This window comes from Bacteroides sp. L10-4, from assembly GCF_013373675.1.
GTDB classification, from domain to species: domain Bacteria; phylum Bacteroidota; class Bacteroidia; order Bacteroidales; family Bacteroidaceae; genus Bacteroides; species Bacteroides muris.
In genome coordinates, this window is the sequence record NZ_JABXJH010000002.1 from 63,094 (window position 1) to 88,104 (window position 25,011).

A 25,011-nucleotide genomic window follows, 5' to 3' on the forward strand; every position below is an offset into this window, starting at 1 on the left:
CCAAACATCTGTTACACGTAGCCTTTTATGGAACTGATACCACATCAAACCAATGTACGTTTTATAAAGCCGAGCACATCAATCTCCCACTGCCCGACAGCATTTCGCCCTAGGGAAGCCTCTTTACTGCCAACGGTTATGCAGCTGTCCACTTAAAAAACGTGGTTCGAAATAAGAGCCTGTTTAAATTTTCCTCAATAATAATCTTATAGTGGCTAATTTGACCATTTCCTCTGCCGAGTCGAATGTTAGTTCATAGTTTCGGCAGAGCCTTCTATTGTAATCCATCCATGAGAATGTTCTTTCCACAATCCATCTCTTTTGAATGGGTCTGAATCCCTGTTCCTTGTACGCACTGATAACAACCTGAATGACATATCCGAATTTCTTTCTTATGTTATCGACAAGTTCTCCTCGGTAACCTCCATCGGCAAGAATGTTTCTTACACTGGAGCACATCTCCTTAAGAACCCTCATCAGCAAATAAGCGGCTTTACTGTCATGCACATTAGCTATGGTGACCATAACGGCAATAAGAAAGCCATTCTTATCCACTATGACATGCCGTTTTATGCCTTTTACCTTTTTGTTTCCATCAATACCGTTCAAAGAAGCATTGTTCCCACATCTGACTGTATTTTCCATTTTCCCTGATTTATATTTGTTTATTGTTGATTCTTACGATTATTTTCCCGATTTCGGTTTTGGATTACTCATTGTCATGATGCGCATTGTTGTTCCCCGGAGAGTGCAACCGGGAAATCACTTTTTCGGCATATTGCCTGCCGATGGGTAAGGTCTGCCCGGTGGTAAGCCGAAGTTCCTGTTTGTTGAAATGCTGAATGCTGTCGAGCTGGACGATGAACGAACGATGTATGCGGATGAAGTTCCGGGGCGGCAACAGTTCCGTTATCGCTTTGAGGTTCATGCGCGAAAGCGTGTAGCATCCCTTGCGACGGAAAATTTTGCAATAGTTTTCCATTGCTTCGATGTAGAGTATGTCGGAAACAGGAATCACTACATTGTTGTATTCCTGCTTGACGATGATGCACTCTTTTTCATTACGGATATATTCCAGCCGCCGCACTGCTTTTTCCACGGCTGTCTTGAACCTTTCGTAGGAGAACGGTTTGTGCAGGAAATCGGCGGCATCGAGGTCGAATCCGTCGAGGGCGTAGCGAATGTAGGCTGTGGTGAAGATGAAGCAGGTCGATGCCGGCAGTTTGCGTGCGATGTCGAGACCGTTCAGGCAGTCCATCTCTATGTCGAGGAAAACGATGTCAGGTTGCCTGTCGATGACGGCTTGCAATCCTTCTTGCGGTTCGCTGCAGGTAAGCAGGTCGAGACCGCCCGTCCGCAAGCAGAATTGGGATATGACGGACAGTGCTATGGGTTCGTCGTCTATGGCGATGCAATTTATCTTTTTCATTTGAGGCGTATGGTCAGATTCAGTTCATACTCGGAGTTTTCTTCCCAGGCGGTCAGCGTGAAACGTCCGGGATAGAGCAGTTCCAACCGTGCGCGGCAGTTTTCGATGCCGACGGCAGGCTCCTTTTCGTGCCGCTTTTTCATGATGCCGTTTTGCGTCGTGAAACGGAGCGCGCCCTCTTCGATTTCCATACGGATGCGTATCGTGCAGTCTTTGCTCGAAGACGCACCGTACTTGAAAGCGTTTTCCACGAAGGTGACAAGCAGCATCGGGGGTATGCGCAGCGTATCGTCGTCCGTTTCGCATTCCCAAACGACTTTCGTGTGGCGGTTCAGACGGAGGGATTGCAAATCGATGTAGTGACCGATGTAGTCTATCTCGTCGCGGACAGCAACCGTGTCGTCTTTGGCATGGGTGTACATGTACTGCACCATGTCGGCGAATTGGGCGAACGCCGATTCGGCCTTTTCGGATTTCTGAATGACAAGCCCGTAAAGGGTGTTGAGCGTGTTGAACAGAAAATGGGGGTCGATCTGTGCCTTGTAGAGTGCCAGCTCGGCCTTGTTCTTCTGGCTTTCCAGTTCCTTCTTGGCCAGCGTTTGCCGGAAAAGCTCGAAAATCAGACTGACAGAAAGGCTGAACCCGCTCACGACAAGAAAAAGGAACCATACCGTCTGGCTGCGCAGGTGCTCTTTCAGATGGGGATGCAGAGCCGAGTTGTCCGCTGCACTTTCAGGATAGGGAAACAGTGACAACAGATAGGTTGTCCCCAGGAACAGCAGAATGAATGCCGCCATCCTGCCGTACCGGCGATTCATGAAAAGTTGCGGAAAATTGACTTTGCGTATGGCGAAGTAAAGGACGTACATATAAGCCACGAGACTTACGGCGAAGAGTGTGTATTTTTCTATCCATTTTTCCACCGGAACCATCGTGATGATGAGCGGCAGGATAATGACGCAAAAAATCAGGTCGATGGACAAGGTTATATTTTTTTCTTTCATATTCCGTTCATTATAAATAATTTATTTGCAAAGATACTTATTCCGGAAGTCGCGTACAAGAATTGTCCCCGACGTTTACCACCGCAATTCCACCGTTCGTCAACGCTATTTTCCCGACCCGTCGATTTCTTCGTAATATTGTGTCCAAAAAAACTTTCGGTATGAATAACGGATATAAAACAAAAATGATTTTTGCCGCTTGTGCCCTGTGCCTTTTCGCCTGCAACGGAGGCCGCGACGGGCGGCAGCAGGGAACTGCGGCTTACCGGACGGATACGGTAACGTTGAGCAGCCGCACGCTCCGCAGTGGTTATACGGCTACCATACGGGGGTATCAGACCGTGGAGATTCGCCCGCAGGTAAGCGGTCAGATTACGGACATCCGGATGAAGGAGGGCGATGCGGTACGTAAGGACAGCGTATTGTTCGTCATCGACCAAGTGCCTTACAAGGCTGCGCACGACATCGCCGTCGCCAATGTAAAAAGTGCCGAAGCGGTGCTCTCCACCGCCCGGCTGGTCTGGAGAGCAACAAGGGGCTTTTGGAAGAAGAGGTGGTTTCGGAGTTCGACTTGCAGACCGCCCGCAACGAGGTCATGGAAGCGGAAGCCAAGCTCGCATTGGCCGAGGCCGAAGAGAAGAGCGCCCACAACAACCTGTCGTACACAGAGGTGGAGTCGCCCGTGAATGGTGTGGCGAGCATGATTCCCTACCGGGTAGGCGTATTGGTCAGCAGCACATCCGGCGACCCGTTAGTCACGGTGTCGGACGACAGCCAGGTGTATGCTCATTTTTCGATGGCCGAAAATCAGATGTTGGACATGATTCAGCGATACGGCTCCCTGAAGCATGCCATCGAGGAGATGCCTGAAGTGGAGTTGAAAATGAGCAACGGGCAGATGTATTCCTGCAAAGGCCATATCGACGCTGTGAGCGGCACCATCGACGAGAGTACGGGAGCTGTGAGCCTGCGTGCCGTCTTCCCGAACAAGGAGAGGCTGCTGCGCAACGGTGGCAGCGGCACGGTGCTGATTCCTTCCGTGCGCGAAAACTGCATCGTCATTCCGCAGGCTGCCACGTATGAATTGCAGGACCGCATCTTCGTCTATAAGGTGGTGGACGGCAGGGCCGTCTCTACCCGTATCGAAGTTTTCCCGCAGAACGACGGAAAAGAATATATCGTGGAATCGGGGCTGAAGGCGGGCGACGTCATTATCGCCGAAGGTGCCGGACTGGTGCGCGAAGGTGCTGTTGTCGAACCTAAAAACACACGGGGAGAATAACTTATGAAGATACAAACGTTTATCGACCGACCGATACTGGCCGGTGTCATTTCGGTCTTCATTACGCTGTTGGGCATCATATGCCTCGTCCAGTTGCCGGTGGAACAGTTCCCGGAAATCGCGCCTCCCACTGTGCTTGTGTCGGCTACCTATCCCGGTGCGAATGCCGAGACGGTGCAGAAAAGCGTGGTGGTGCCGCTCGAAGAGGCCATCAACGGTGTGGAGAACATGATGTACATGGTGTCGTCCGCCACGAACACGGGTTCCGCCACGATCCAGATTTATTTCCGGCAGGGAACGGACGGCGACATGGCAATGGTCAATGTGCAGAACCGGTTGGCTTCGGCACAAGGGCAACTGCCCGCCGAAGTGACCAAGAGCGGCCTGACCGTGCGTAAACGCCAGACGAGCCGCATCAAGACGCTGGCTCTCTACAGTCCCGACGATTCGTTCGACGAAAAGTTCCTGTGCAACTATCTGAAGATAAACGTCGAGCCCCGTTTCGCCCGTATTGCGGGTGTCGGCGAGGTGGACGTCAAGGGTGCGGACTACTCCTTGCGGATATGGCTCGATCCGGGCAAGATGGCGCAATACGGTCTTGTTCCGTCGGACATACGCAAGGTGCTCGACGAGCAGAATCTGGAATCGCCGACCGGAACGCTGGGTGCCGAATCGGAACATACGTTCCGTTATGTGCTGAAATACCGCGGACGTTACGACAAGGAGACCGACTACGAGAATCTGGTGGTCAGCGCGCAGGAAAACGGAACCGTCCTGCGCCTGAAAGACGTGGCGCGGGTCGAACTGGGCTCGAAAACCTACGAGTACATCGGTTCCATGAACGGGCATCCGGGCACTACCTGCATGATTTCCCAGACATCCGGCTCGAATGCCAACGAGATTATCGAAGAGATTGACAAGGTGGTGGCGGAAATATCCGAGAATCTTCCCAAGGGGATGGCAATCGCCGACCTGATGAGTACAAAGGATTTTCTGGACGCCTCCATCCGGAATGTGGTCAAGACCCTGATTGAAGCCGTCCTGCTGGTGGTGCTCGTAGTCTATGTGTTCCTCCAGAACATACGTTCCACGCTTATACCGACCGTCTCAATCATCGTTTCGCTGATAGGCACCTTCGCCTTCCTGTACGTGGCGGGATTCAGCTTGAACATGATTACGCTCTTCGCTCTCGTACTGGTCATCGACACGGTGGTGGACGATGCCATCGTGGTGGTCGAAGCGGTGCAGGCCAAGTTCGACGAGGGGTACCGTTCGCCTTACGAAGCCACAATCCGGGCGATGGACGGCATATCGTCCGCACTGCTGACCTCCACGTTCGTTTTCATGGCGGTGTTTATTCCCGTCAGTTTCATGGGCGGTACGACAGGCACGTTCTATATGCAGTTCGGACTGACGATGGCCGTTGCCGTCGGCATTTCGCTGCTCAATGCACTTACGCTCAGTCCGGCTCTTTGCGCCCTGCTCATGACGCCCCACACGGAGGTTACCGCAGGAGAACGGCCCGGTTTCTCTACCCGTTCCCATCTGGCTTTCAATGCGGCTTTCAACCGAATGCTCGTGCGCTACAAGAGCGGAGTGCTCTTTCTGTTCCGCCGCAAATGGCTGGCCGGACTGTCATTACTGCTGGCGTGCGGCGGGCTGGTATATCTGATGCAGACGACGAAAACCGGACTGGTCCCGAACGAGGATATGGGTACGATCAATATTGACGTTCAGACGCCTCCCGGCACCAATTTGCAGCAGACCGCCAGAATCATGGAGGAAATAGACCGTAAAATCGGCGACATTCCGCAAATCAAGGTATGTGCAAAGACCACAGGTATGGGCATGTTAAGCGGTATGGGTTCGTCGAGCGGTATGTTTACTATCCGTCTGCATCCCTGGGACGAGCGCACGGAAAAGGGAGATGACATCCAATCCGTCATCGACGAGATATACCGCCGCACGGCGGACATCACAGCCGCGAAAGTCATCGTCTTCACCCAAGCCATGATTCCCGGCTATGGTGCGAGCAACGGTTTCGAGATTCATTTGCAGGACCAGAAGGGAGGCAGCATCGAGGATTTGCAGAAAGTGGCCAATCGGTTGATAGAGGGGCTGAACGAGCGGCCGGAGATAGCCAAGGCTACCACCGCATTCGATACGAAATATCCCCAATATCTGTTGGAGGTCGATGCCGCACGGTGTAAACAGGCAGGTGTGTCGCCTGCCAATGTGCTGGATGTGTTGTCCGGGTATGTCGGAGGTATCTATGCCTCGAACATGAACAGGTTCTCCAAATTGTATCGTGTCATGGTACAGGCATCTCCGGAGTTCCGCCTCGACACCAAAGCGTTGAATAATATGTTCGTACGCAATGACAAGGGCGGCATGAGTCCCGTCGGACAATATCTGACCCTGACGAAAGTGTACGGGGCGCAGTCGCTGGCGCGTTTCAATCTCTTCTCCGCCATTGCCATCAACGGTTCGGCGGCGGGCGGTTACAGTTCGGGCGAAGCCATTCAGGCTGTGCGGGAGGTGGCTGCCGAGGTATTGCCTGCGGGCTACGGTTACGAGTTCGGCGGCATGTCGCGCGAGGAGGCCGGTTCGGGCAGTTCGACGGTAATCATCTTCGTCATCTGCTTCGTTTTCATCTATCTGATTTTTTGTGCTCTTTACGAGAGCCTTTTCATGCCGGTAGTCATATTGCTCTCCGTACCTTTCGGGCTGGCGGGAAGTTTTCTCTTTGCCCGCATGTTCTCTCTGGAGAACAACATCTATATGCAAGTGGGGTTGTTGATGCTCATCGGTCTGTTGGCCAAGACCGCTATCCTGCTGACCGAATATGCCACCAAGCACCGTAAAATGGGAATGAGTATCGCCGCTGCCGCCATGTCTGCGGCAAAAGCCCGTCTGCGGCCTATCCTGATGACTTCGCTGACGATGGTTTTCGGTATGTTGCCGATGATGTTCGCCAGCGGCGTGGGAGCCAACGGCAACATATCCATCGGCGTGGGTACGGTAGGCGGAATGCTTATCGGCACGGTGGCATTGCTGTTCATCGTTCCGGTGCTGTTCATCGTGTTCCAACGTATGGAGGAGGCCGTCATGCCCCGGCGTACCCTAAAACAGAAATAATCATGAAGAAAACAGTTCATTATATATTCCTTTTGCTTTTTCTGCTGCCGTTCATGAACGGTTGCGGAATCTATACGCGCTACGAACGGCCCGACTTGTCGTTCGCCGACAGTCTGTACACCAGTATCCGACAAGAGACGCAACAGACGGATAGCGCATCGTTCGCCAATCTTTCGTGGCGAGAGCTTTTTACCGATTCTCTGCTTCAACGGTGGATAGAATGCGGCATGAAGCATAACACCGACCTGCGTGTGGCCCGCCTGCGGACGGAAGAGGCGGAAGCCGTCCTGCAATCCTCCCGTCTGGCATTCCTTCCGTCCGTCTCTCTCGGCGGGCAGGGACAAGCAAGTCATTCCGACGGACGTCCTGCGCAACGAACCTATTCGGTCGGCCCTTCGGCAGAGTGGGAATTGGACATCTTCGGCCGGCAGCGCAATGCGAAAGCCGGAGCCAAGGCGGCTCTCGGGCAAAGCCGGGCATACGAGCAGGCGATGCAGACACGTCTGGTCGCCACCGTTGCCGACAGTTACTATACGCTGCTGATGCTCGACGAGCAGTTGCAGATCAGCCGCCGCACGCTGACGACATGGCAGGAGAATATCCGCACGCTTTCCGCGCTCAAACGGGCAGGGAAAACTACGGAAGCAGCCGTGTTGCAGGCACGTGCCAACAAGTTGGAGGTGGAAGGTTCCGTCCTCACGTTGGAAAAGCGCATCGGAGAGCTGGAAAATACGGTCTGTGCATTGTTGGGGATTACGCCTGTAAAACTGGAACGCGGCATGCTTGCCGACCGGCACTTTCCCGACAGCTTGTCCGCCGGGCTTCCTCTGTCGCTGGTCAGCAACCGTCCGGATGTGCGGGAGGCGGAGTTTGCCCTGATGCAGTCGTTCTATGCCACCGGCGAAGCCCGTTCGGCTTTTTATCCGCGTATCACGCTTTCTGGCACCATCGGATGGACCAATAATGCGGGGACCATATCCAAATCCGGGAACGTGGCTTTTCAATGCGGTCGGTTCGCTGGTGCAGCCCCTTTTCCATAAAGGCGAGAACGTTGCCTGGCTGAAAATAGCCCGCGCACAGCAGCAGGAGGCATTGCTGCAATTCCGGCAGAACCTGCTCGATGCCGGCAACGAGGTGAACAATGCACTTATCCTCTGGCAGACGGCTCGCAAGCGGCTGGGTATAGACCGCAAGCGGATTCTGAATCTGAAAGCCGCCGTATGGCTTACCAAGTTGCTGATGAAGTACGGGCGAACCCACTATTTGGAAGTGCTCACCGCCCAGCAGAAACTTTTGCAGGCCGAACTGGCGGAATCGGAAGACCGCTATGACGAGATACAGGGCGTCATCACGCTTTACCATGCCCTCGGAGGCGGGACGAAATAGAACCCTGGAAACATCCGTCATCGGAAAAATGCCGTTCATAATCACTTGCTTGGATTGTGCTCGGGATGTCGATAAATTTGTATCAGCAACCTTGAAAAAAGGAGATTTTAAGTTTAATTAAACACATTACGAAAATGAAAAAAGTATTTATCGCTGCTGCTCTTTTCGCAGCCCTCGGCTTCAATGCCGCGTATGCCAACACTGTAATCGCACCGAAGGCTCAGATTTCGGTAACCGCCGAAAATGAATTCGAGGCTATCGAAACCGACCAGCTTCCGCAGGCTGTCAAGGATGCCGTAGCCAAGAGCTACGAGGGACAGACCATCAAGGCCGCCTATGTGAAGAACGAGGAGGGTGTCAAGACCTACAAGGTGACACTTGCCGATGCCGAAGGGAAGACTTCGGACGTGCTCTTCAACGAGAAGGGTGAGGTGCTGCCTGCCAAGTAAAAGTTCTGTTTTGCACAGGATTTTATTCTCAAAAGAAGCGTGATTGCATTTGGCATTCGCACTTCTTTTTCAAAGTCGAATAACATACCATCTGTGACAATGGCTTTCATCTCTGGGAACCGATAATCTGTATTCTCAACGAGAATGGCATAGGCGTCTTGCATTATGATTTCAACGATTGCGGCAAGAGTGAAGGCGAGTTTCAGAATATGACAGTACTCAATGAGAATGAAGACCTCATAAGTATAATTTCCTATGTCAAGGCATTAACGATAACTGAAAACATATATCTTGTTGGACATTCACAAGGCGGGGCGTCACTTCAATTGCAAGCGAAGAGTATGACAACAAACAGATAAAGACCATAATATACCGTTGCTTCTGATTATGCGGTGAAGCTTGTCACTGACTGGCTAATTTCAAAATTGAAATAGCCTAATCAAACAACATTAACCGTTGATGCTGTTCCAAAAATCAAAATATTCCTTGTAGAAGCGGATATTTGATTTCAGCCTTCAACAGGGATACAACAAAAACGAGGGTGCCACATTTTGACACCCTCGTTTTTATTCTTTCACTTCACCGCGACGATATAGTAATCGAGCCAATCCGAACAGGTAACGCCGGAAGCCTGGGCGATAGGTTAGAAGGCGGTCGAACCAACCCAAATGCGGAGCGATAAATTTCACTACCAGTCCGACATAAATCATGGCGAAAAGCGTTCCGATACCGATAACATTCCACTGCCAGCTCCCGAAAAAGAGATAACACCCAGCAACGGCGAGCAGTACGAGGGTCGTATCCACCCATATCTTTACTTTGGCGAAAGGACGCTTCGTTACCTGACTGACGGTAATGGAAATGCCCTCGCCCGGCATGGTTACCGAGCCGCACCGCACCTCGAAGGCGATGCCGATGCCCATGATGGTACATCCAGCGAATTGGGCGAATATTTGCGAAGACCAAGTCGTGCATTCCAAACCGGCTGTCAATGCCATGTTAATATCTATAAGCCATCCGAATACGAATCCGATGACAAGCTGGAAGAGCTGCATGAAGTCGAAATTGCGGCGCAGTATGAGTATTTGGCAAAATACCAAGATAAAGTTCATCGCAATCGTGTATCCGCCAATTGTCCACTCAGGGACACGACTTATCAATCCCGCCAGCGAAAAAACGAACGGCAGTGAGGAGATTACGCTGCTGCCCAAAGAGGATTTTACACATAGAACGACTCCCAATGTCATCAGATACAATGAAATCAGAAGCAGGAGATGTTGCCAGAGGAATAATATTGCTTTTTCTTTTTTCTCAGTTGTTAAAGTCATACTCATATTCGATTATTTTATGGCAAAGTTACAAAAAAAAGTAAAATGCGGAAAGATATAGTGATAGGGAACTCAATCTGATAACACCGAGGTTCAAGATTGAGGTAAAAGATTATAAAGGTTTTGGAGAATTCGGTGAAGGTGCATTCCGCATCTCACCTAAAGACTATGACCATCAGGCCATATTGCACGTATTACCACATCACTAACGAGATACAGGAAACTGTATCTACAAAGAACAACCGAATCTCCCGGAAGAGCTACGAGATGTAGCTTATTACACGCAAGTAAAGTTCGTAGATGCAGATAAACTATACGACATTAACAGCCCAGAAGTTTTTATACAGTTTACAACAGATCATTATGGTGAACTGGAACTTTTACGCTTGAATGTCATTGCAACGAAGGTGGCGTAACAGAGTTAGATGAAAGTGATGAAATTACACAATTCCTGAAAGATTTTCCTGCAACATACACCACATTAGAATTTCGGAAAGCAACATCGCTCTCCCAATAATATAATCCCAGACGCTTGCTGCCAAAGACAATCTCCTCCATATCCAAACCGCAAGCACGGAAAGAAGCAATACAAGCATGCGCTATGGCATTGTCCGGCAGACAGGTGACAAATTCCATAGGGATGCTGAAATGTGCCAACGACATAGCAACATTAGCCTACCTGCCATCATAGGTTGCAATAACTCATTGAACTGGGAGAAACGGCGAAATCCTGAAGTAATCAGACGAAACATCACTTCACCAAAAGTCAACACTTTCCTGTCTGTTACAGTTTTTTATTCATAAATATACAATTTGAAGTCAAATATATCAATTGAAAGTCAAAAATACTATCATTTTTTCAAGCAAACGCAAAGATTTGATAATTTTCATTTGTAATACAGAGGATAAGAAAGATATTAAACAGAATTGTTATACCTTTGCCACATCAAACTGTAAACGGCAGAGTGATAATAGATTCGTCAACCAAGCATAGTAAAAACGATCCAATGAATTCAGCAAAGAAAATACCCTCTCCACTCGTTTCTCTATTTCCCATCGCTTTTCTCGTAGAAATGCTGTTCGCCACCATCCATACTTTCGGAAGTGACGCCTTGAGTGGAGGAAGCCAGATTTCCCTACTTGCTACCACTGGTATGTGTGTCTTTATCGGCATGGCTTTCTACCATATCCCTTGGAAAGATTATGAGCTTGCCATCACCAACAACATTTCAGGTGTTGCCACAGCTATCATTATTCTATTAATTATCGGTGCTTTGAGCAGCACATGGATGATAAGCGGGGTGGTGCCTACCCTTATATATTATGGTATGCAGATTATCCATCCGGATTTCTTCCTTGCTTCCACCTGCATCATCTGTGCATTGGTATCAGTGATGACGGGAAGTTCATGGACTACTATCGCCACCATCGGCATCGCCCTTTTAGGCATAGGCAAGGCACAAGGTTTTGAAGAAGGCTGGATAGCCGGTGCCATCATTTCGGGAGCCTATTTCGGAGACAAAATTTCACCGTTATCGGATACCACAGTCCTTGCCTCATCCGTAACGGAAACACCGTTATTCAGCCATATCCGCTATATGATGATCACCACCGTCCCCTCTCTCCTCATCACCCTTGTCATCTTTACAGTAATGGGACTCACACACGAAACGAACAATACACAACAGATCGCGGAATTTACGGCAGCATTGGACGCCAAATTCAACATTACTCCCTGGTTACTGGCTGTTCCCGTGATTACGGGAATACTGATTGCCCGGAGAGTGCCTTCCGTCATCACACTCTTTCTCTCCACTCTGCTGGCAGGGATATTCGCCTTCATCTTCCAACCGGGACTACTGAATGAGATAGCGGAAGGTGGGAATATGTTCAAAGGGATAATGATGACATTCTATGGCAGTACCAGTCTACAAACTGACAGTGACATGTTGACAGAACTGATTGCCACACGAGGTATGGCAGGAATGATGAATACCATCTGGCTCATCATCTGCGCCATGTGTTTCGGTGGAGCCATGACGGCAAGCGGCATGCTAGGAAGCATCACTTCCCTATTCGTCCGCTTCATGAAGAATACAGCCAGCATGGTAGCATCCACCGTATGTTCCGGATTGTTCCTGAACCTTGCCACGGCAGACCAGTACATCAGCATTATCCTCACCGGAAACATGTTCAGCAACGTTTACGCAAAGAAAGGCTACGAAAGCCGGCTACTTAGCCGTACCACGGAAGATGCCGTTACCGTCACCTCCCCGCTTATCCCATGGAACACCTGCGGCATGACGCAAGCCACCATTTTGAGTGTACCCACACTGACCTACCTTCCCTATTGCTTCTTCAACCTTATCAGTCCGGTAATGAGTATCTTTATTGCTGCTATCGGATATAAAATAATTAAAAAACCGGTGAACAATCCTGGATAGGCATTGTTCTTGCAATAAACTTATAACGAACAATTTATTTAAACCTAAACAAAAAAAGATTCGATTATGAAAAAGTTTATTGCATTAGCAGCAGTAGTATTGGTAAGCATGGCAACAACGACCATGTATGCACAAGAGAGTAGAGCTGAAAAGCGCGCAGACCGTAAAGCCCAAAGAGACGCAGAACGTGCACGCCTGAAAGCTGAAGAACAAGCACAGGATGCCATTTCGTACGATGACGCAATGGCGGCCTTGAAAGCTCACCAGTTCGTAATGGAGGCAGACCAAGTGATGTTCCGCAACGGACAGACCGCATTTGTAAACTCCAACACCAACTTCGTATTGGTCAACCAAGGACGTGGCACCGTGCAGGTAGCCTTCAACACCGTATACCCAGGTCCTAACGGCATTGGCGGTGTAACAGTAGACGGAACCGTATCGGACATCCAAATGACTACCGACAAACGGGGCAACGTGAATTGTAACTTCAGCATCCAGGGTATCGGCATTTCCGCCCAGATATTCCTTACGCTGACCGATGGCGGGAACAACGCAACCGTAACCATCAGCCCGAACTTCAACTCCAACACCATGACTTTGAGCGGGAACCTGGTTCCGCTGGAACAATCCAACATATTCAAGGGACGTTCCTGGTAAAACCCTTATATAAATATATATATTCCCACTCCGCCACAAATCACACTAAAAAGTGTACATTTGTAGCGGAGTTTTTTATATACCAATGTCATGAGAGAATTTATCATTGCAGACAATCAAGATATCACCAAAGCAGGCATGATGTTCCTATTGGGCAGACAGAAAGACACCTCCCTGCTGCTGGAAGCCGACAACAAGGCAGAACTGATACAGCAACTACGCCTGCATCCCACCGCCGTTGTCATTCTGGACTATACCCTTTTTGATTTTTCGGGAGCCGAAGAGCTAATGGTACTTCACGAACGCTTCAAGGAAGCCGATTGGCTACTCTTTTCCGACGAATTGAGCCTACCGTTCCTGCGCCAGGTATTGTTCAGCAGCATGGCATTCGGCGTAGCGCTGAAGGATAATTCCAAAGAAGAGATACTGACCGCACTACAATGCGCCTCACGCAAGGAGCGATTCATCTGTAATCACGTCAGTAACCTGCTGCTCGCAGGCAACGGTTCCTCCTCCCCCACTCATCCTACCATCAAAGATGATTTACTGACTACTGCCGAACGGAGCATCCTAAAAGAGATAGCCCTGGGGAAAACAACCAAAGAAATAGCCGCCGAACGAAACCTCAGCTTCCATACGGTAAACAGCCACCGGAAGAATATCTTCCGGAAACTGGGTGTAAACAATGCGCACGAAGCCACCAAATATGCCATGAAGGCAGGCATCGTAGACTTGGTGGAATATTATATATAAATCTCCCCGCTCCCGACACACAGCCGGGCATCAGCATCATACACCACTCCGAACTGGCCCGGAGCAATGCCTTGCAGCTTTTCTTCCGAAACAATGCGGTAACCCTCCGCCTCCTTTTGCAACCTGCCTTTGACAAACTCCGGCGTATGGCGTATCTTGAAAGTCACCTCCACCTCTTCCTGCGCTCCCTTCCAGGGATTATCCGTAATGAAATGAAAATCGTACATACGGAATTCATAGCCGTATTGCAATGCCGTATCACATCCGCGGGACACGTAAATCACATTCTCCTCCACATCCTTGCGGACAACAAACCACGGTCCTCCACCCAACCCCAATCCTTTACGCTGGCCGATGGTATGAAACCAATAGCCCCGATGCTTGCCCAACTTTCTACCCGTTTCCAACTCCACAATATCCCCTTCCCTTTCGCCAAGGAAACGGCGCACAAAATCATTATAATCAATCTTTCCCAGAAAGCAGATGCCCTGACTGTCACGACGTCTGGCGCTGGGCAATCCGGCACGCAGGGCTATGTCACGAACCTCATTCTTCATCAGTCTGCCCAATGGAAACATCAGTTTGGAAACTTGCAGATAATCTATCTGTGCCAGAAAGTCGGTCTGGTCTTTCACGGAATCGGCAGCGGTACCGAGCCATGTCTTTCCATCCCTCAACACCGTAGTGGCGTAGTGCCCGGTTGCCGTGATATCGAAATCCTTCCCCACACGTTGCTCAAAGCACCCGAACTTTATCAGCTTGTTGCACATCACATCCGGATTGGGAGTCAAGCCACGTCTTATTTTATCAATGGCATAAGCCGCCACCTGGTCCCAATACTCCCGGTGCAGGTCCACTACTTCCAACGATAATCCATAACGCCGGGCAATGGCAGAAGCCATCTCCATATCCTCTTCCGCAGAGCAGTCCATATAATCGGCATCGTCCCTCCCTATTTTGATATAAAATAGAGAAGGACGGTAACCTTGTTCGCAAAGGAGATGTACCACCACGGAGCTGTCTACACCTCCCGACAATAATACAGCAATATTCATTCTATCGTATACTGTTATTCTTTTAAATTCTGTCAAATGCCTGGGACAAGTCGTCCAGCAAATCATCGATATGTTCTGTCCCGATGGAGAGGCGGACCGTGCCCGGTTTGATGCCTTGTTCTTCCAATTCCCGTGCACTCAATTGGGAATGGGTAGTGGTGGCAGGATGGATAACCAGGGATTTCACATCAGCCACATTGGCAAGCAACGAGAATATCTGTAAACTGTCAATAAACGTCTGCGCTTCCTTCATACCGCCCCGCACCTCAAACGTAAAGATAGAACCGCCTCCATTCGGAAAGTATTTCCCGTAAAGCGCGTGGTCAGGATGTTCGGGCAGGGACGGGTGGTTCACGGCAACCACTTTGGGATGCTTCTTCAAGAATTCAACCACTTTCAAGGCATTCTCCACATGACGTTCCACGCGAAGCGACAACGTCTCCAATCCTTGCAACAGAATGAAAGCATTGAAAGGACTGATTGTGGCACCGGTATCACGCAACAATACGGCACGGATACGGATGGCATAGGCAGCAGGACCGGCAGCGTCGACGAAACGTACTCCATGATAACTCGGGTCCGGTTCCGTCAGTTGGGGAAACTTCCCCGAGGCCACCCAGTCGAACTTGCCGCTATCTACAATAACACCACCCAAGGACGTACCATGCCCTCCGATGAACTTCGTTGCCGAATGGACTACAATATCTGCCCCATGCTCTATGGGACGAATCAAGTAAGGAGTACCGAAGGTGTTATCTATAATCAGAGGAATCCGGTGACGGTGTGCTATTTCAGCAACGGCATCAATGTCAATGATGTTGCAATTCGGATTTCCCAGCGTTTCAATGAATACTGCCTTGGTATTCTCCTGAATCGCTTTCTCGAAATTGTCCAGATTGCCCGGGTCCACAAAAGTAGTGGTAACCCCGTAGGCAGGCAATGTGTGGGCCAGCAGATTATACGTTCCACCGTAGATGGTCTTAGCTGCCACGATATGGTCGCCTGCACGGGTGATATTCTCAAAGGCATAAGTGATGGCTGCCGCACCCGAGGCTACGGCCAATCCGGCAACACCGCCTTCCAGAGCCGCCACACGTTTCTCGAACACATCCTGGGTGGAATTCGTCAACCGCCCGTAAATATTCCCCGGGTCCTGCAAGCCAAAGCGGGCTGCCGCATGGGCCGAATTACGGAATACATACGAAGTTGTCTGATAGATAGGTACGGCGCGGGCATCAGTTGCTGGGTCGGGTTGTTCTTGTCCAACGTGAAGTTGTAGAGTCTCAAAGTGCAATTTCTTTGTTTCCATTGTCGTTTGTATTTTAGGTGAATAAACCGTTTCTCATTCGGATGTTGCAAAGATAGAGCGATAAGCCGGGGCAGACAATGACACAGATTAGGGAATTTTATACCACAATTGTGGTAGATAAGCAAGCTATTTTCTATCTTTAGATAAGATAGACTGCATTTCGGCAAAACTTTTTCATGCAAGCATGAAAGTTCTGCACTCAATTTGCACTATCTTTGCCCCCATGAAAGCAAGAAATATACTGATACTCATATTGGGAACCCTGATTCTTCCCATTTATCTGACTTCCTGCGGGGTGGACCGCTGGAAAGAGTATGCCGGACAGACCCAGACAGACCGCTGGATTGACGATACCATGCGTGTGTGGTACTATTGGGTAGACGCTATCCCCCATACCAACGACCTGAACTATTTTCAAGCCCCTTTCACTTTCTTTGCCTCGCTCAAATCCGAAGAAGACAAATTCTCCACCATCGACAGTCTGGTCAGCATCACCACTACCCGCAGCATCCCCTATACGGATTACAGCTACGGATTCCAGTTCACTACCAACCAGATAGAAGTAGAAGGAGAAGAGAATGCCATTGTTGCACAGATTCTTTACGTTGCCGACGGAAGCCCGGCCTCGGAAATCGGGCTGAAACGGGGTGACTGGATTATGAAGATGGACGGGAACTTTATTACTGAACAGAATTATAAGAAACTGTATGGAAGTAGTGCCATGGAACTTACAGTAGGTTATTACGACGTGGAGAAAAATGTCATCGTTGCTTACGACAAACCCAGACAGATAGCATCGGCGCGTCCCGTCAACGACAACCCGGTGCACTATAAGAATGTATATACATCAGGCAGCAAGAAAATAGGTTATCTGGTCTACAACCACTTCAGTTCCGGCCCCACGGACAACAGTAATGAATATGACAACGACCTGCGCAGCGCATTCCAATATTTCGCATCACAGCAAGTCAACGAATTCATCCTTGACTTGCGCTACAACAACGGTGGATTACTGAGTTGCGCAGAATTGCTGTGTACCATGCTCGCACCTTCCTCCGCCTTGGGACAAGAGTTGGGGTACCTGGAATTCAACAACCGCTTCAATCCGAAGATAGTACCGTTCACCCTGAACTCCGGACTCATCGGAAACGGAGCAAACCTAAACCTGAATACTCTCTACGTACTTACCAGCAGCCAGACTGCCTCCGCCTCCGAAATGGTGATTAACTGCCTCGACCCGTATATGGATGTTGTCATCATCGGCGGTACTACCGTAGGCAAGAATGTAGGTTCCAGGAATTTCTCCAGCCCCGAACTGATGATAACGATGAATCCCATCGTCTGCAAGATACGCAATTCGGAAGGGAAATCTGATTATGAATCCGGATTCCAACCGGCCTACTCGGGATATGTAGTGAATGAGATGAGCGACATGTCACGTTTCCTGCCCTTTGGAGATACCAACGAAGCCTTATTGAGCACTGCACTCGGCGCCATCGACGGAAGCATACAACCGCCCGCACAAGAAGATACCCGTTCTTTAAGAGTGACCACTCTCGCAAACTCCATTGAACGCCGGGCAAGCCATGCCGTACGCATCAAATAAAAAGACCAATAGGATGAAACTAAACAGAAGAGTTACAATCATCACCCGATTTTCGGGAATCATGTTCAGCCTGCTGTTGCTCGGCGGACTGGCAGCTTGCAGCGATGATAACAATGGCAATGATACGCCAGAACCGGAGCCGTCAACCTACCCCACCACTCCTTTCTCCAAAATCGAACTCAAAGAAGTGATAGAGAGCGATGCGCAACCGGTTACTGCCACCCATACCTATCTTTACAACAGTGCAGGCAGGCTGACCGGCTACACCGGCAAACAGAGCTTTACGGCAGGAGACGAACTCTTCGAGATAGAGAATACCACTACTGTCGAATACAAGGACCATCAAGCCGTGATAACCGACGAAGCAGGTACAGTATCAACCTACACGCTGAATGACAAAGGTTATGCCACCACTTGTACCAGTCAGGATATGGCAGGAAATACCCGTACTTACACCTTCTCCTACCTCATCAACACCGAAGACAAATACTATCTGGAAAACATCACAGAAAAGCTGGACGACGGAAAAGAATACTCATTCATTACAATAGACTACAGCAACTTCCGGGCATTGCGCATACAGCAAAAGGTTGACACTTTTGAGCACAACAGTACGGCTACCACACCATCAGGCAATGAAATTGCAAATATCTCCGAAATACCAAGCCTATTCATTACGGACATGTATCCGCTTTCCATGCATGCGGTTGCCATATACGGGAAGATATTGGGAGAACCTGCAAACTATCTGATTACCCAACTCATCCCGGACAGCAACGGAGAAAGTGAAGAGACCACCACCTATACTTATACGTTAGATAACCGGGGTATCGTCACTTCCTGCCATGCAGTCGTCAGGCATATAAGGAACGGCTACGAGCAGGACTACACACGCACCGTGAACTATACCATCGAATAATAAGTTACTTACTTCTTAAAGAACTTGTCGAAGAAAAGGACGTGATAGTCTATGGAGTTGTTCCAATACGTTCCGGTATGTCCACCGGGACGGGTGATGAAGTCATGGTCTATCTTCCTTGCCAGCAGCCGGTTGTGCAAGTCCTTGTTCACTTCAAGAAAGAAATCGGCCTCACCGCAGTCGATGATTAGCGCCAAGTCTCCATTTACAATCTTATCCAGCTGGTTGACCACCGTATGCGCATCCCAAGATGCCTTGTTGGCAGCAAACTCTCCCAACTGCTTGTTCATTTCCCAATTCTGGGGGAACGGCCGTATATCCACTCCTCCACTCATACTGCCCGCCGCACCGAACACATCCTTATGACGGATAGCACTCCACAAAGCACCGTGGCCGCCCATACTCAATCCACTGATGGCACGCGCCTTGCTATCGGGAATGGTAGCATAGTTCCCGTCTGTATACTTCACCAATTCCGAGGTGACAAAAGTCTCATAACGGTAGGCAGGATTCTCCGGACTGTCCCAATACCAACTGTTCTTGCCGTCCGGACATACAAATATGATCCCTTTCTCATCTGCCATCTGCGGCAATTCCGGCTTCAGTTGCACCCAGCTCCGCGCATTGCCGCCATAACCGTGCAACAGATAAACCACCGGACAAGCCTGCTTGCCGATAGCCTTATCAGGCAATACATACACAACTTTTACATCCTTATTCATGGCTGCACTTCTTACCAACACCGTGTCTACACGTGCCGCCTGCAACATTACGGCAGACAGACACCACAAAAGCCCCAAGGCAATAATTCTTTTTTTCATCTATTTATTGTTTATTTTTTCTAACGGATGGCAATATTAACAATAAATACTGAAAAATCATTATCTTTGCCTCACAAACTATTCAAAATCCACTATGGAATTTATTATCATTCTACTTTTACTTATCCTGAACGGTATTTTTGCCATGTATGAAATCGCCTTAGTCTCCTCAAGTAAAGCACGCCTTGAAACTCTTGTCGGAAAAGGGAACAAAAGAGCCAAAGGAGTATTGAAACAACTGGAAGAACCCGAAAAATTCCTCTCCACCATCCAAATCGGTATTACTCTTATCGGTATCGTATCCGGTGCCTATGGTGGTGCCACTATCGCTGATGACGTAGAACCGCTGTTCGCCCTCATTCCGGGAGTAGCCGCCTATGCCAAGACTCTCGCCATGATTACCGTAGTAGCCATCATCACCTATCTGTCGCTCATCATAGGCGAACTGGTGCCCAAGTCCATCGCCTTGAACAACCCGGAACGATGGGCCACCATGCTCAGCCCCTTCATGATTGTGCTGACCAAGATTTCCTATCCGTTTGTATGCCTGCTGAGTGCATCCACCAAACTGATGAACAAAATCATCGGACTGAACAGCGGCGAGGAACGCCAAATGACACAAGACGAACTGAAGATGATTCTGCACCAAAGCTCGGAACAAGGCGTCATCGACAAAGACGAAACGGAAATGTTGCGTGACGTGTTCCGTTTCTCGGACAAAAGAGCGAATGACCTGATGACCTATCGCCGCGACATCGTCGTGCTCCATCCCACAGACACCCCAAAAGAGGTGCTACGTATCATCCACGAAGAACACTTCAGCAAATATCTCCTGGTGGAGCGAGGAAAAGACGAGATTATCGGTGTGGTTTCCGTAAAGGACATCATCTTGATGATGGGCGGCGAACAACCCTTCAACCTACGCAATATTGCCCGCCCTGCCCTATTTATTCCGGAAAGCTTGTATGCAAAGAAAGTTTTAGAGCTGTTTAAGAAGAACAAAAACAAGTTTGGAGTTGTTGTAGACGAGTATGGAAATACAGAAGGTATCATCACCCTGCACGATCTGACGGAAAGTATCTTCGGAGACATCCTCGAAGAGAATGAAACGGAAGAAGAGGAAATCGTTGTCCGTCAGGACGGTTCCATGCTGGTGGAGGCTTCCATGAATCTGGATGACTTTATGGAGGCGATGGGCATTATGAACTATGATGACTTGAAAGAAGAAGACTTCACCACCTTGAGCGGTCTTGCCATGTTCCTGATAGGACGGGTGCCGAAAGCCGGAGACTTGTTCAGCTACAAAAACCTGGACTTCGAAGTAGTGGATATGGACCGCGGACGAGTGGACAAACTGCTTGTCATCAAGAAAGAAGAAGATGAATAACGAACGCTATTGCGTCTTTATAATTAATTTAAACCATTAAAACCATGAAAAAAGTAATGATGATTGCAACCTTTACAGCTGCATTGGTATCCTGCCAATCAAAAGGAACCCCAAACAATGATGCTGTCGCCGTAGACGAAGGGATAATGACAGTTGCCGGCAATGACTCGTCTGCCGTAACCGTATACGAGGGAATTCTTCCTGCCGCCGACGGTCCGGGCATCCGGTATGTATTGAGCGTGAGTCCTGATGGAAAAAGCGGTTATACGTTGGTAACAACTTATTTGGATGCCGAAGGCCCCGGAAAAAACAAAAGCTTTACTTCCAAAGGAAAGAAAGAAGTTATCCAGAAAGACGTCAATAACAAGAAGAAAACAGCCATCAAACTGACTCCAGACGACGGCGACACTCCGGTGTACTTCGTAGTAGTGAACGACACTACCCTGCGCCTTGTCAACGACAGCCTGCAGGAAGCAGTGAGTGACTTGAATTATGACATCATCCAGGTGAAATAGTCCATCCATACTTATAAGAAAGAACGGTACAGCCGGAATTACTGGATTCAGTGGTTCCGGCTACTGTTTTTTCAATGAAGAGGCATTTCAAACAAGAGAACAGAAGGCTATATCAAAAAGTTAGTGTTATCTTTGTAGCTTCATCAAAGTATATATAAACATGAAACATTCTTCCGAAAAACCTTTAGCACCTGCCAACTACTCACGCTGTTTCAACAACCAATGCCCGAAAGCCGACAACTGCCTGCATCGCTTAGCCGCCCTTCGCGATACCCCCGAGTACCCGTCCATCCGCATCATCAATCCACTGTGCATTCCAGAGGATAGCAGTCAATGCGCCTATTTCCAATCGACACAAAAGATACATGTTGCATGGGGAATCAGCCACTTGCTCGATGAAGTTCCCTACAAGAATCTCCAACCTCTGAAAAGCCAGTTGATAGCCCATTTCGGCCGCGGAAAATACTACCGCTTCTACCGGGAAGAATCTTACCTTTCCCCCGAAGACCAGAACTATATCCGCAGAACTTTCCACCAATACAACATTCCGGGAGAACCGGCTTTCGACTCTTACAGCGAGGAATACAAATGGTAGAAAGGTAATCTTCAGCCCCCTTTTCATGTCATTTTATCACTGAAAATATAGATAACACTTTAGTTCACAACGGTGCACACTTTGTTACAACAGTAAGAAACAAAGTGTTCACATACTATGAAACAAACTGTTCGCACTCAATAAAACGAACTGTTTTCTTTAACGGAACAAACTGTTTCCTACTAATGAAACAAACTGTTCTCCATATTGAAACAAACCGTTCTCCTTAGGGAAACAGACGGATTCCCTTTTGAAGCCCTACAAGGGGAATAATTATCGCCTGCGAAAATATAGGAGGAAATACAGCGACATAGTGCGATACCTATTCTCTGCAAAACGGGTGAACGTGTTCGGGAGGATATTGCAGCAACACGGGATGAGGTAAAGGAAAGAGAGGGGGAGATGGTATATTGTGTGGTAAAAGTGGAGAGGTAGAAAAGACGGAAAGGATTACAGTTGAAATAAATTCTTTTTCTTAACTTTGTGAAATAGAAACATCGAATATGACGATGAAGAAAATAAAAATATGAAAACAGCACTATCTATAAATCAACCGTTCAAGGATTGGGTAAACCACCTAAAACAAGACATTCGTAGTGCACAGATTAAAGCGGCTGTACGCGTGAACAGCGAACTGCTTCACCTTTACTGGCAACTGGGGGCAGAAATTATAGAACGGCAGAAAGAAATGACTTGAGGAAGCGGATTTCTCGAAGAGTCGTCTGCTACCCAAACCGCAAAGTGACCTAGCTCTACAGACACTCAAAGACCCCTATAACTTCGATTTCCTGACCATTACCAAAGATTTTCAAGAATTAGAGTTAGAAAAGGTTTTGACACAGAATATCACTCGTTTTCTGCTTGAATTGGGTAAAGGATTTGCATTCGTAGGACGTCAAATGCCTTTGGAAGTAGGCGATGAAACAATCTATCCCGACTTGCTTTTCTACCACTTGGAACTGCGTTGTTATTGCGTAATCGAGCTAAAAGTGCAGAAGTTCAAACCTGAATTTATAGGTCAACTCGGTACTTATATCAGTGCCGTAAACCATCTAAAATGTAAACCTGGCGATAACCCCACCATCGGCTTGCTTATCTGCAAGACAAAAAACCAAGTAATGGCGCAATATGCACTGGAATCAACAAATCAGCCTATCGGCATATCAGAGTATGAGCTGTCTAAGCTGATTCCCGAAGATATTAAAAGTCAACTGCCTTCGATTGAGGAAATAGAGGAACAAGTAAAGAGAATTCAAGGAAAAAAGAAGGAAGAGAGATGAAGGTTATCTTGTATCAATATAGTGAACTTATCCGAAGAAAAGACAAGTCTATTGATGAAGCATGTGAATATACCACATGACTCAATAGAGTAAAAAAATCAAAAACGACTGAAAGAGCCTAAAAAGGAAATGCCACCGTTTACAGCCACAGAAGTCAGAAGTTATTTTTGTAATTTAAATAAGAACTGGGAGCAAGTATTCAATCTACTAAATAGTTCTACATTAACAAGATTAAGTTTAAGTATCTTAGGATTATATATTGGAACAAAAATCATAGGGAAACTCACTCATTCATCACCGTTATCCATATCTAACTTTAATAAATACATACAAATATGAGCAATCCAGTAGAATTCATACAAAATAATAAAGAGTGGTTAGTTCCCATCATTATAGCCATTTTGACAGTTCTAATTACAGAAATATGTAACTTATTTCGTAGAAGTGGGAAAAGCCACAAACAAAAAGTAGGAAAAATCAGTAAAAGCCATCATATAACTCTCATTAATGGAGAGGTGAATCACCACATTGAAAAAAATAATATGACAAAAGGAAAGAAAATATAATGCTACCCCTATAGCCTTTTCAATACTTTCTCTACCTTTGTAACATTAAACCAAATAAAGTCAAAATGACATGAAGAAACAGATTGCCATACTGACCACTTCCCTGCTCATATTGAACGGATGCGGTTACGTACCCGCCATCGGACAATACTTGAAACAGAACGGACTGGCAGTAGTCATCGGATACGAAGTGACACACACCGTAGTTAAACAATAAAACCGAAACAGACATGGCCGATAATTATCTTGAAAATCAGTACGAGCAATACCAGGCACGCAAAGCAGCTTGGGAGAAAGCGAAAAAATCCGGCAAGGTACAAACGCTACATAAGCCGACACTTCCCCTCAAAAAAGGCGGAAAGAAAGTTTTCGTGACCGGAGGTGCCGGGGGGATTGGCAAAGCCATTGTAGAAGCCTTCTGCAAGCTTAATTACCAAGTAGCCTTTTGTGACAAGAATGAACTGGAAGGACAACAAACCGCCCAAGCCACCGGAGCACAATTTCACCCCGTCGACCTAAACAGCAAAGAAGCATTGGAACTTTGCCTGCAAAATATTTTCAAGGAATGGGGGGATATTGACATCATTATAAACAATGCCGGCATCAGTGAATTCTCTCCCATCACAGAAACGAGTGTGGAGACGTTCGATAAAATATTGTCTGTGAATTTACGTCCGGTATTCATTACTTCACATGCGTTGGCAGTACACCGCAAAAGTCAAAACAGCACGAATACCTACGGAAGAATCATTAATCTCTGTTCTACCCGCTATCTGATGAGTGAACCGGGCAGTGAAGGATATGCAGCTTCCAAAGGAGGTATCTATTCATTGACGCATGCGTTGGCTTTATCGCTTGCAGAGTGGCACATCACGGTCAACTCCATCTCTCCGGGCTGGATTCAGACACACGATTATGAACAATTACGGGTAGAAGACCATTCACAACATCCCTCCGGACGGGTTGGCAGACCGGAAGATATTGCCCGTATGTGCCTATTCCTATGTCAAGACGAAAACGACTTCATCAATGGCGAAAACATCACCATTGACGGAGGCATGACCAAAAAGATGATTTATCGGGAATAG

21 protein-coding genes and 3 pseudogenes are annotated in these 25,011 nt (G+C 48.2%); 16 read left to right on the forward strand and 8 right to left on the reverse strand.

Annotated features, from left to right (window positions below):
- Nucleotides 1-183 precede the first annotated feature (183 nt).
- The 3 genes from HU824_RS01160 to HU824_RS01170 form a co-directional block, all read right to left on the reverse strand.
- Nucleotides 184-645: a transposase gene (locus HU824_RS01160; RefSeq protein WP_255260431.1), complete on the reverse strand. Its 462-nt coding sequence runs from the start codon at nt 643-645 to the stop codon at nt 184-186.
- A 64-nt stretch (nt 646-709) separates the two neighbouring features.
- On the reverse strand, nt 710-1,429 hold the full coding sequence (locus tag HU824_RS01165; protein WP_136009469.1) for a LytTR family DNA-binding domain-containing protein: 720 nt from the start codon (nt 1,427-1,429) through the stop codon (nt 710-712).
- On the reverse strand, nt 1,426-2,433 hold the full coding sequence (locus HU824_RS01170) for a sensor histidine kinase (RefSeq protein ID WP_176467802.1): 1,008 nt from the start codon (nt 2,431-2,433) through the stop codon (nt 1,426-1,428). Before HU824_RS01170 ends, HU824_RS01165 begins: the two co-directional genes overlap by 4 nt.
- Before the next feature lie 421 nt (nt 2,434-2,854).
- Here HU824_RS01170 and HU824_RS01175 point away from each other — a divergent pair, with 421 nt between their 5' ends.
- The 4 genes and pseudogenes from HU824_RS01175 (at nt 2,855) to HU824_RS01190 (ending at nt 8,688) form a co-directional block, all read left to right on the forward strand.
- Nucleotides 2,855-3,715 carry an efflux RND transporter periplasmic adaptor subunit gene (locus HU824_RS01175; protein ID WP_369692691.1) on the forward strand — a complete coding sequence of 287 codons (861 nt, stop codon included), beginning with the start codon at nt 2,855-2,857 and terminating at the stop codon, nt 3,713-3,715.
- 3 nt (nt 3,716-3,718) lie between these two features.
- Nucleotides 3,719-6,853 carry an efflux RND transporter permease subunit gene (locus HU824_RS01180; RefSeq protein WP_176467803.1) on the forward strand — a complete coding sequence of 1,045 codons (3,135 nt, stop codon included), beginning with the start codon at nt 3,719-3,721 and terminating at the stop codon, nt 6,851-6,853.
- 2 nt (nt 6,854-6,855) lie between these two features.
- Nucleotides 6,856-8,239: pseudogene (locus tag HU824_RS01185) on the forward strand (TolC family protein).
- Between the two features lie 134 nt (nt 8,240-8,373).
- Nucleotides 8,374-8,688: a hypothetical protein gene (locus HU824_RS01190; RefSeq protein ID WP_136009465.1), complete on the forward strand. Its 315-nt coding sequence runs from the start codon at nt 8,374-8,376 to the stop codon at nt 8,686-8,688.
- A 566-nt stretch (nt 8,689-9,254) separates the two neighbouring features.
- Here the strand turns inward: HU824_RS01190 and HU824_RS01195 are convergent.
- Nucleotides 9,255-10,016: a YitT family protein gene (locus tag HU824_RS01195; RefSeq protein WP_176467804.1), complete on the reverse strand. Its 762-nt coding sequence runs from the start codon at nt 10,014-10,016 to the stop codon at nt 9,255-9,257.
- 471 nt (nt 10,017-10,487) lie between these two features.
- Nucleotides 10,488-10,768 (reverse strand): annotated as a pseudogene (locus HU824_RS01200) (sugar kinase); the annotation flags it as partial.
- A gap of 255 nt (nt 10,769-11,023) precedes the next feature.
- On the opposite strand from HU824_RS01200, the gene nhaC reads away from it, so the two are divergent.
- The 3 genes from nhaC to HU824_RS01215 all read left to right on the forward strand — a co-directional run bounded on the left by nhaC (nt 11,024) and on the right by HU824_RS01215 (nt 13,870).
- Nucleotides 11,024-12,460, forward strand: a complete 1,437-nt coding sequence (nhaC, locus tag HU824_RS01205; protein WP_176467805.1) for a Na+/H+ antiporter NhaC — start codon at nt 11,024-11,026, stop codon at nt 12,458-12,460.
- A gap of 66 nt (nt 12,461-12,526) precedes the next feature.
- Complete coding sequence (locus HU824_RS01210) at nt 12,527-13,117, forward strand: DUF4251 domain-containing protein (RefSeq protein ID WP_005826513.1); 591 nt, start codon at nt 12,527-12,529, stop codon at nt 13,115-13,117.
- Between the two features lie 90 nt (nt 13,118-13,207).
- Nucleotides 13,208-13,870: a response regulator transcription factor gene (locus HU824_RS01215; protein ID WP_005826511.1), complete on the forward strand. Its 663-nt coding sequence runs from the start codon at nt 13,208-13,210 to the stop codon at nt 13,868-13,870.
- Here the strand turns inward: HU824_RS01215 and mnmA are convergent.
- Together mnmA and HU824_RS01225 are read right to left on the reverse strand one after the other, a co-directional pair.
- Nucleotides 13,861-14,925 carry a tRNA 2-thiouridine(34) synthase MnmA gene (gene mnmA / locus HU824_RS01220; protein ID WP_005835905.1) on the reverse strand — a complete coding sequence of 355 codons (1,065 nt, stop codon included), beginning with the start codon at nt 14,923-14,925 and terminating at the stop codon, nt 13,861-13,863. The genes HU824_RS01215 and mnmA overlap by 10 nt on opposite strands.
- Nucleotides 14,926-14,947: 22 nt before the next feature.
- Nucleotides 14,948-16,234, reverse strand: a complete 1,287-nt coding sequence (locus tag HU824_RS01225; RefSeq protein WP_120138818.1) for an O-acetylhomoserine aminocarboxypropyltransferase/cysteine synthase family protein — start codon at nt 16,232-16,234, stop codon at nt 14,948-14,950.
- A 184-nt stretch (nt 16,235-16,418) separates the two neighbouring features.
- Between HU824_RS01225 and HU824_RS01230 the strand changes: the two genes are divergently transcribed.
- Both HU824_RS01230 and HU824_RS01235 read left to right on the forward strand, forming a co-directional pair.
- Nucleotides 16,419-17,840, forward strand: a complete 1,422-nt coding sequence (locus HU824_RS01230; protein ID WP_176467880.1) for a S41 family peptidase — start codon at nt 16,419-16,421, stop codon at nt 17,838-17,840.
- A gap of 13 nt (nt 17,841-17,853) precedes the next feature.
- Nucleotides 17,854-18,759 carry a DUF4595 domain-containing protein gene (locus HU824_RS01235; protein ID WP_057252718.1) on the forward strand — a complete coding sequence of 302 codons (906 nt, stop codon included), beginning with the start codon at nt 17,854-17,856 and terminating at the stop codon, nt 18,757-18,759.
- 8 nt (nt 18,760-18,767) lie between these two features.
- Here the strand turns inward: HU824_RS01235 and HU824_RS01240 are convergent, their stop codons facing one another.
- A complete protein-coding gene (locus HU824_RS01240; protein ID WP_057089159.1) occupies nt 18,768-19,580 on the reverse strand; it encodes an alpha/beta hydrolase family protein in 813 nt (270 codons plus the stop codon).
- A gap of 94 nt (nt 19,581-19,674) precedes the next feature.
- Between HU824_RS01240 and HU824_RS01245 the strand changes: the two genes are divergently transcribed.
- The 7 genes and pseudogenes from HU824_RS01245 (at nt 19,675) to HU824_RS01275 (ending at nt 25,011) form a co-directional block, all read left to right on the forward strand.
- Nucleotides 19,675-20,967, forward strand: coding sequence for a hemolysin family protein (locus HU824_RS01245; protein WP_176467806.1), 1,293 nt, complete (start codon nt 19,675-19,677; stop codon nt 20,965-20,967).
- A 44-nt stretch (nt 20,968-21,011) separates the two neighbouring features.
- Nucleotides 21,012-21,482, forward strand: a complete 471-nt coding sequence (locus tag HU824_RS01250) for a copper resistance protein NlpE N-terminal domain-containing protein (protein WP_176467807.1) — start codon at nt 21,012-21,014, stop codon at nt 21,480-21,482.
- A gap of 160 nt (nt 21,483-21,642) precedes the next feature.
- On the forward strand, nt 21,643-22,077 hold the full coding sequence (locus tag HU824_RS01255) for a DUF6078 family protein (RefSeq protein ID WP_008663796.1): 435 nt from the start codon (nt 21,643-21,645) through the stop codon (nt 22,075-22,077).
- Between the two features lie 526 nt (nt 22,078-22,603).
- Nucleotides 22,604-23,357: pseudogene (locus HU824_RS01260) on the forward strand (PDDEXK nuclease domain-containing protein).
- Nucleotides 23,358-23,692: 335 nt separating this feature from the next.
- A complete protein-coding gene (locus HU824_RS01265) occupies nt 23,693-23,923 on the forward strand; it encodes a hypothetical protein (RefSeq protein WP_136009454.1) in 231 nt (76 codons plus the stop codon).
- A 70-nt stretch (nt 23,924-23,993) separates the two neighbouring features.
- Nucleotides 23,994-24,140 carry a hypothetical protein gene (locus HU824_RS01270; RefSeq protein ID WP_168354278.1) on the forward strand — a complete coding sequence of 49 codons (147 nt, stop codon included), beginning with the start codon at nt 23,994-23,996 and terminating at the stop codon, nt 24,138-24,140.
- Nucleotides 24,141-24,153: 13 nt separating this feature from the next.
- Nucleotides 24,154-25,011, forward strand: a complete 858-nt coding sequence (locus HU824_RS01275) for an SDR family NAD(P)-dependent oxidoreductase (RefSeq protein ID WP_176467808.1) — start codon at nt 24,154-24,156, stop codon at nt 25,009-25,011.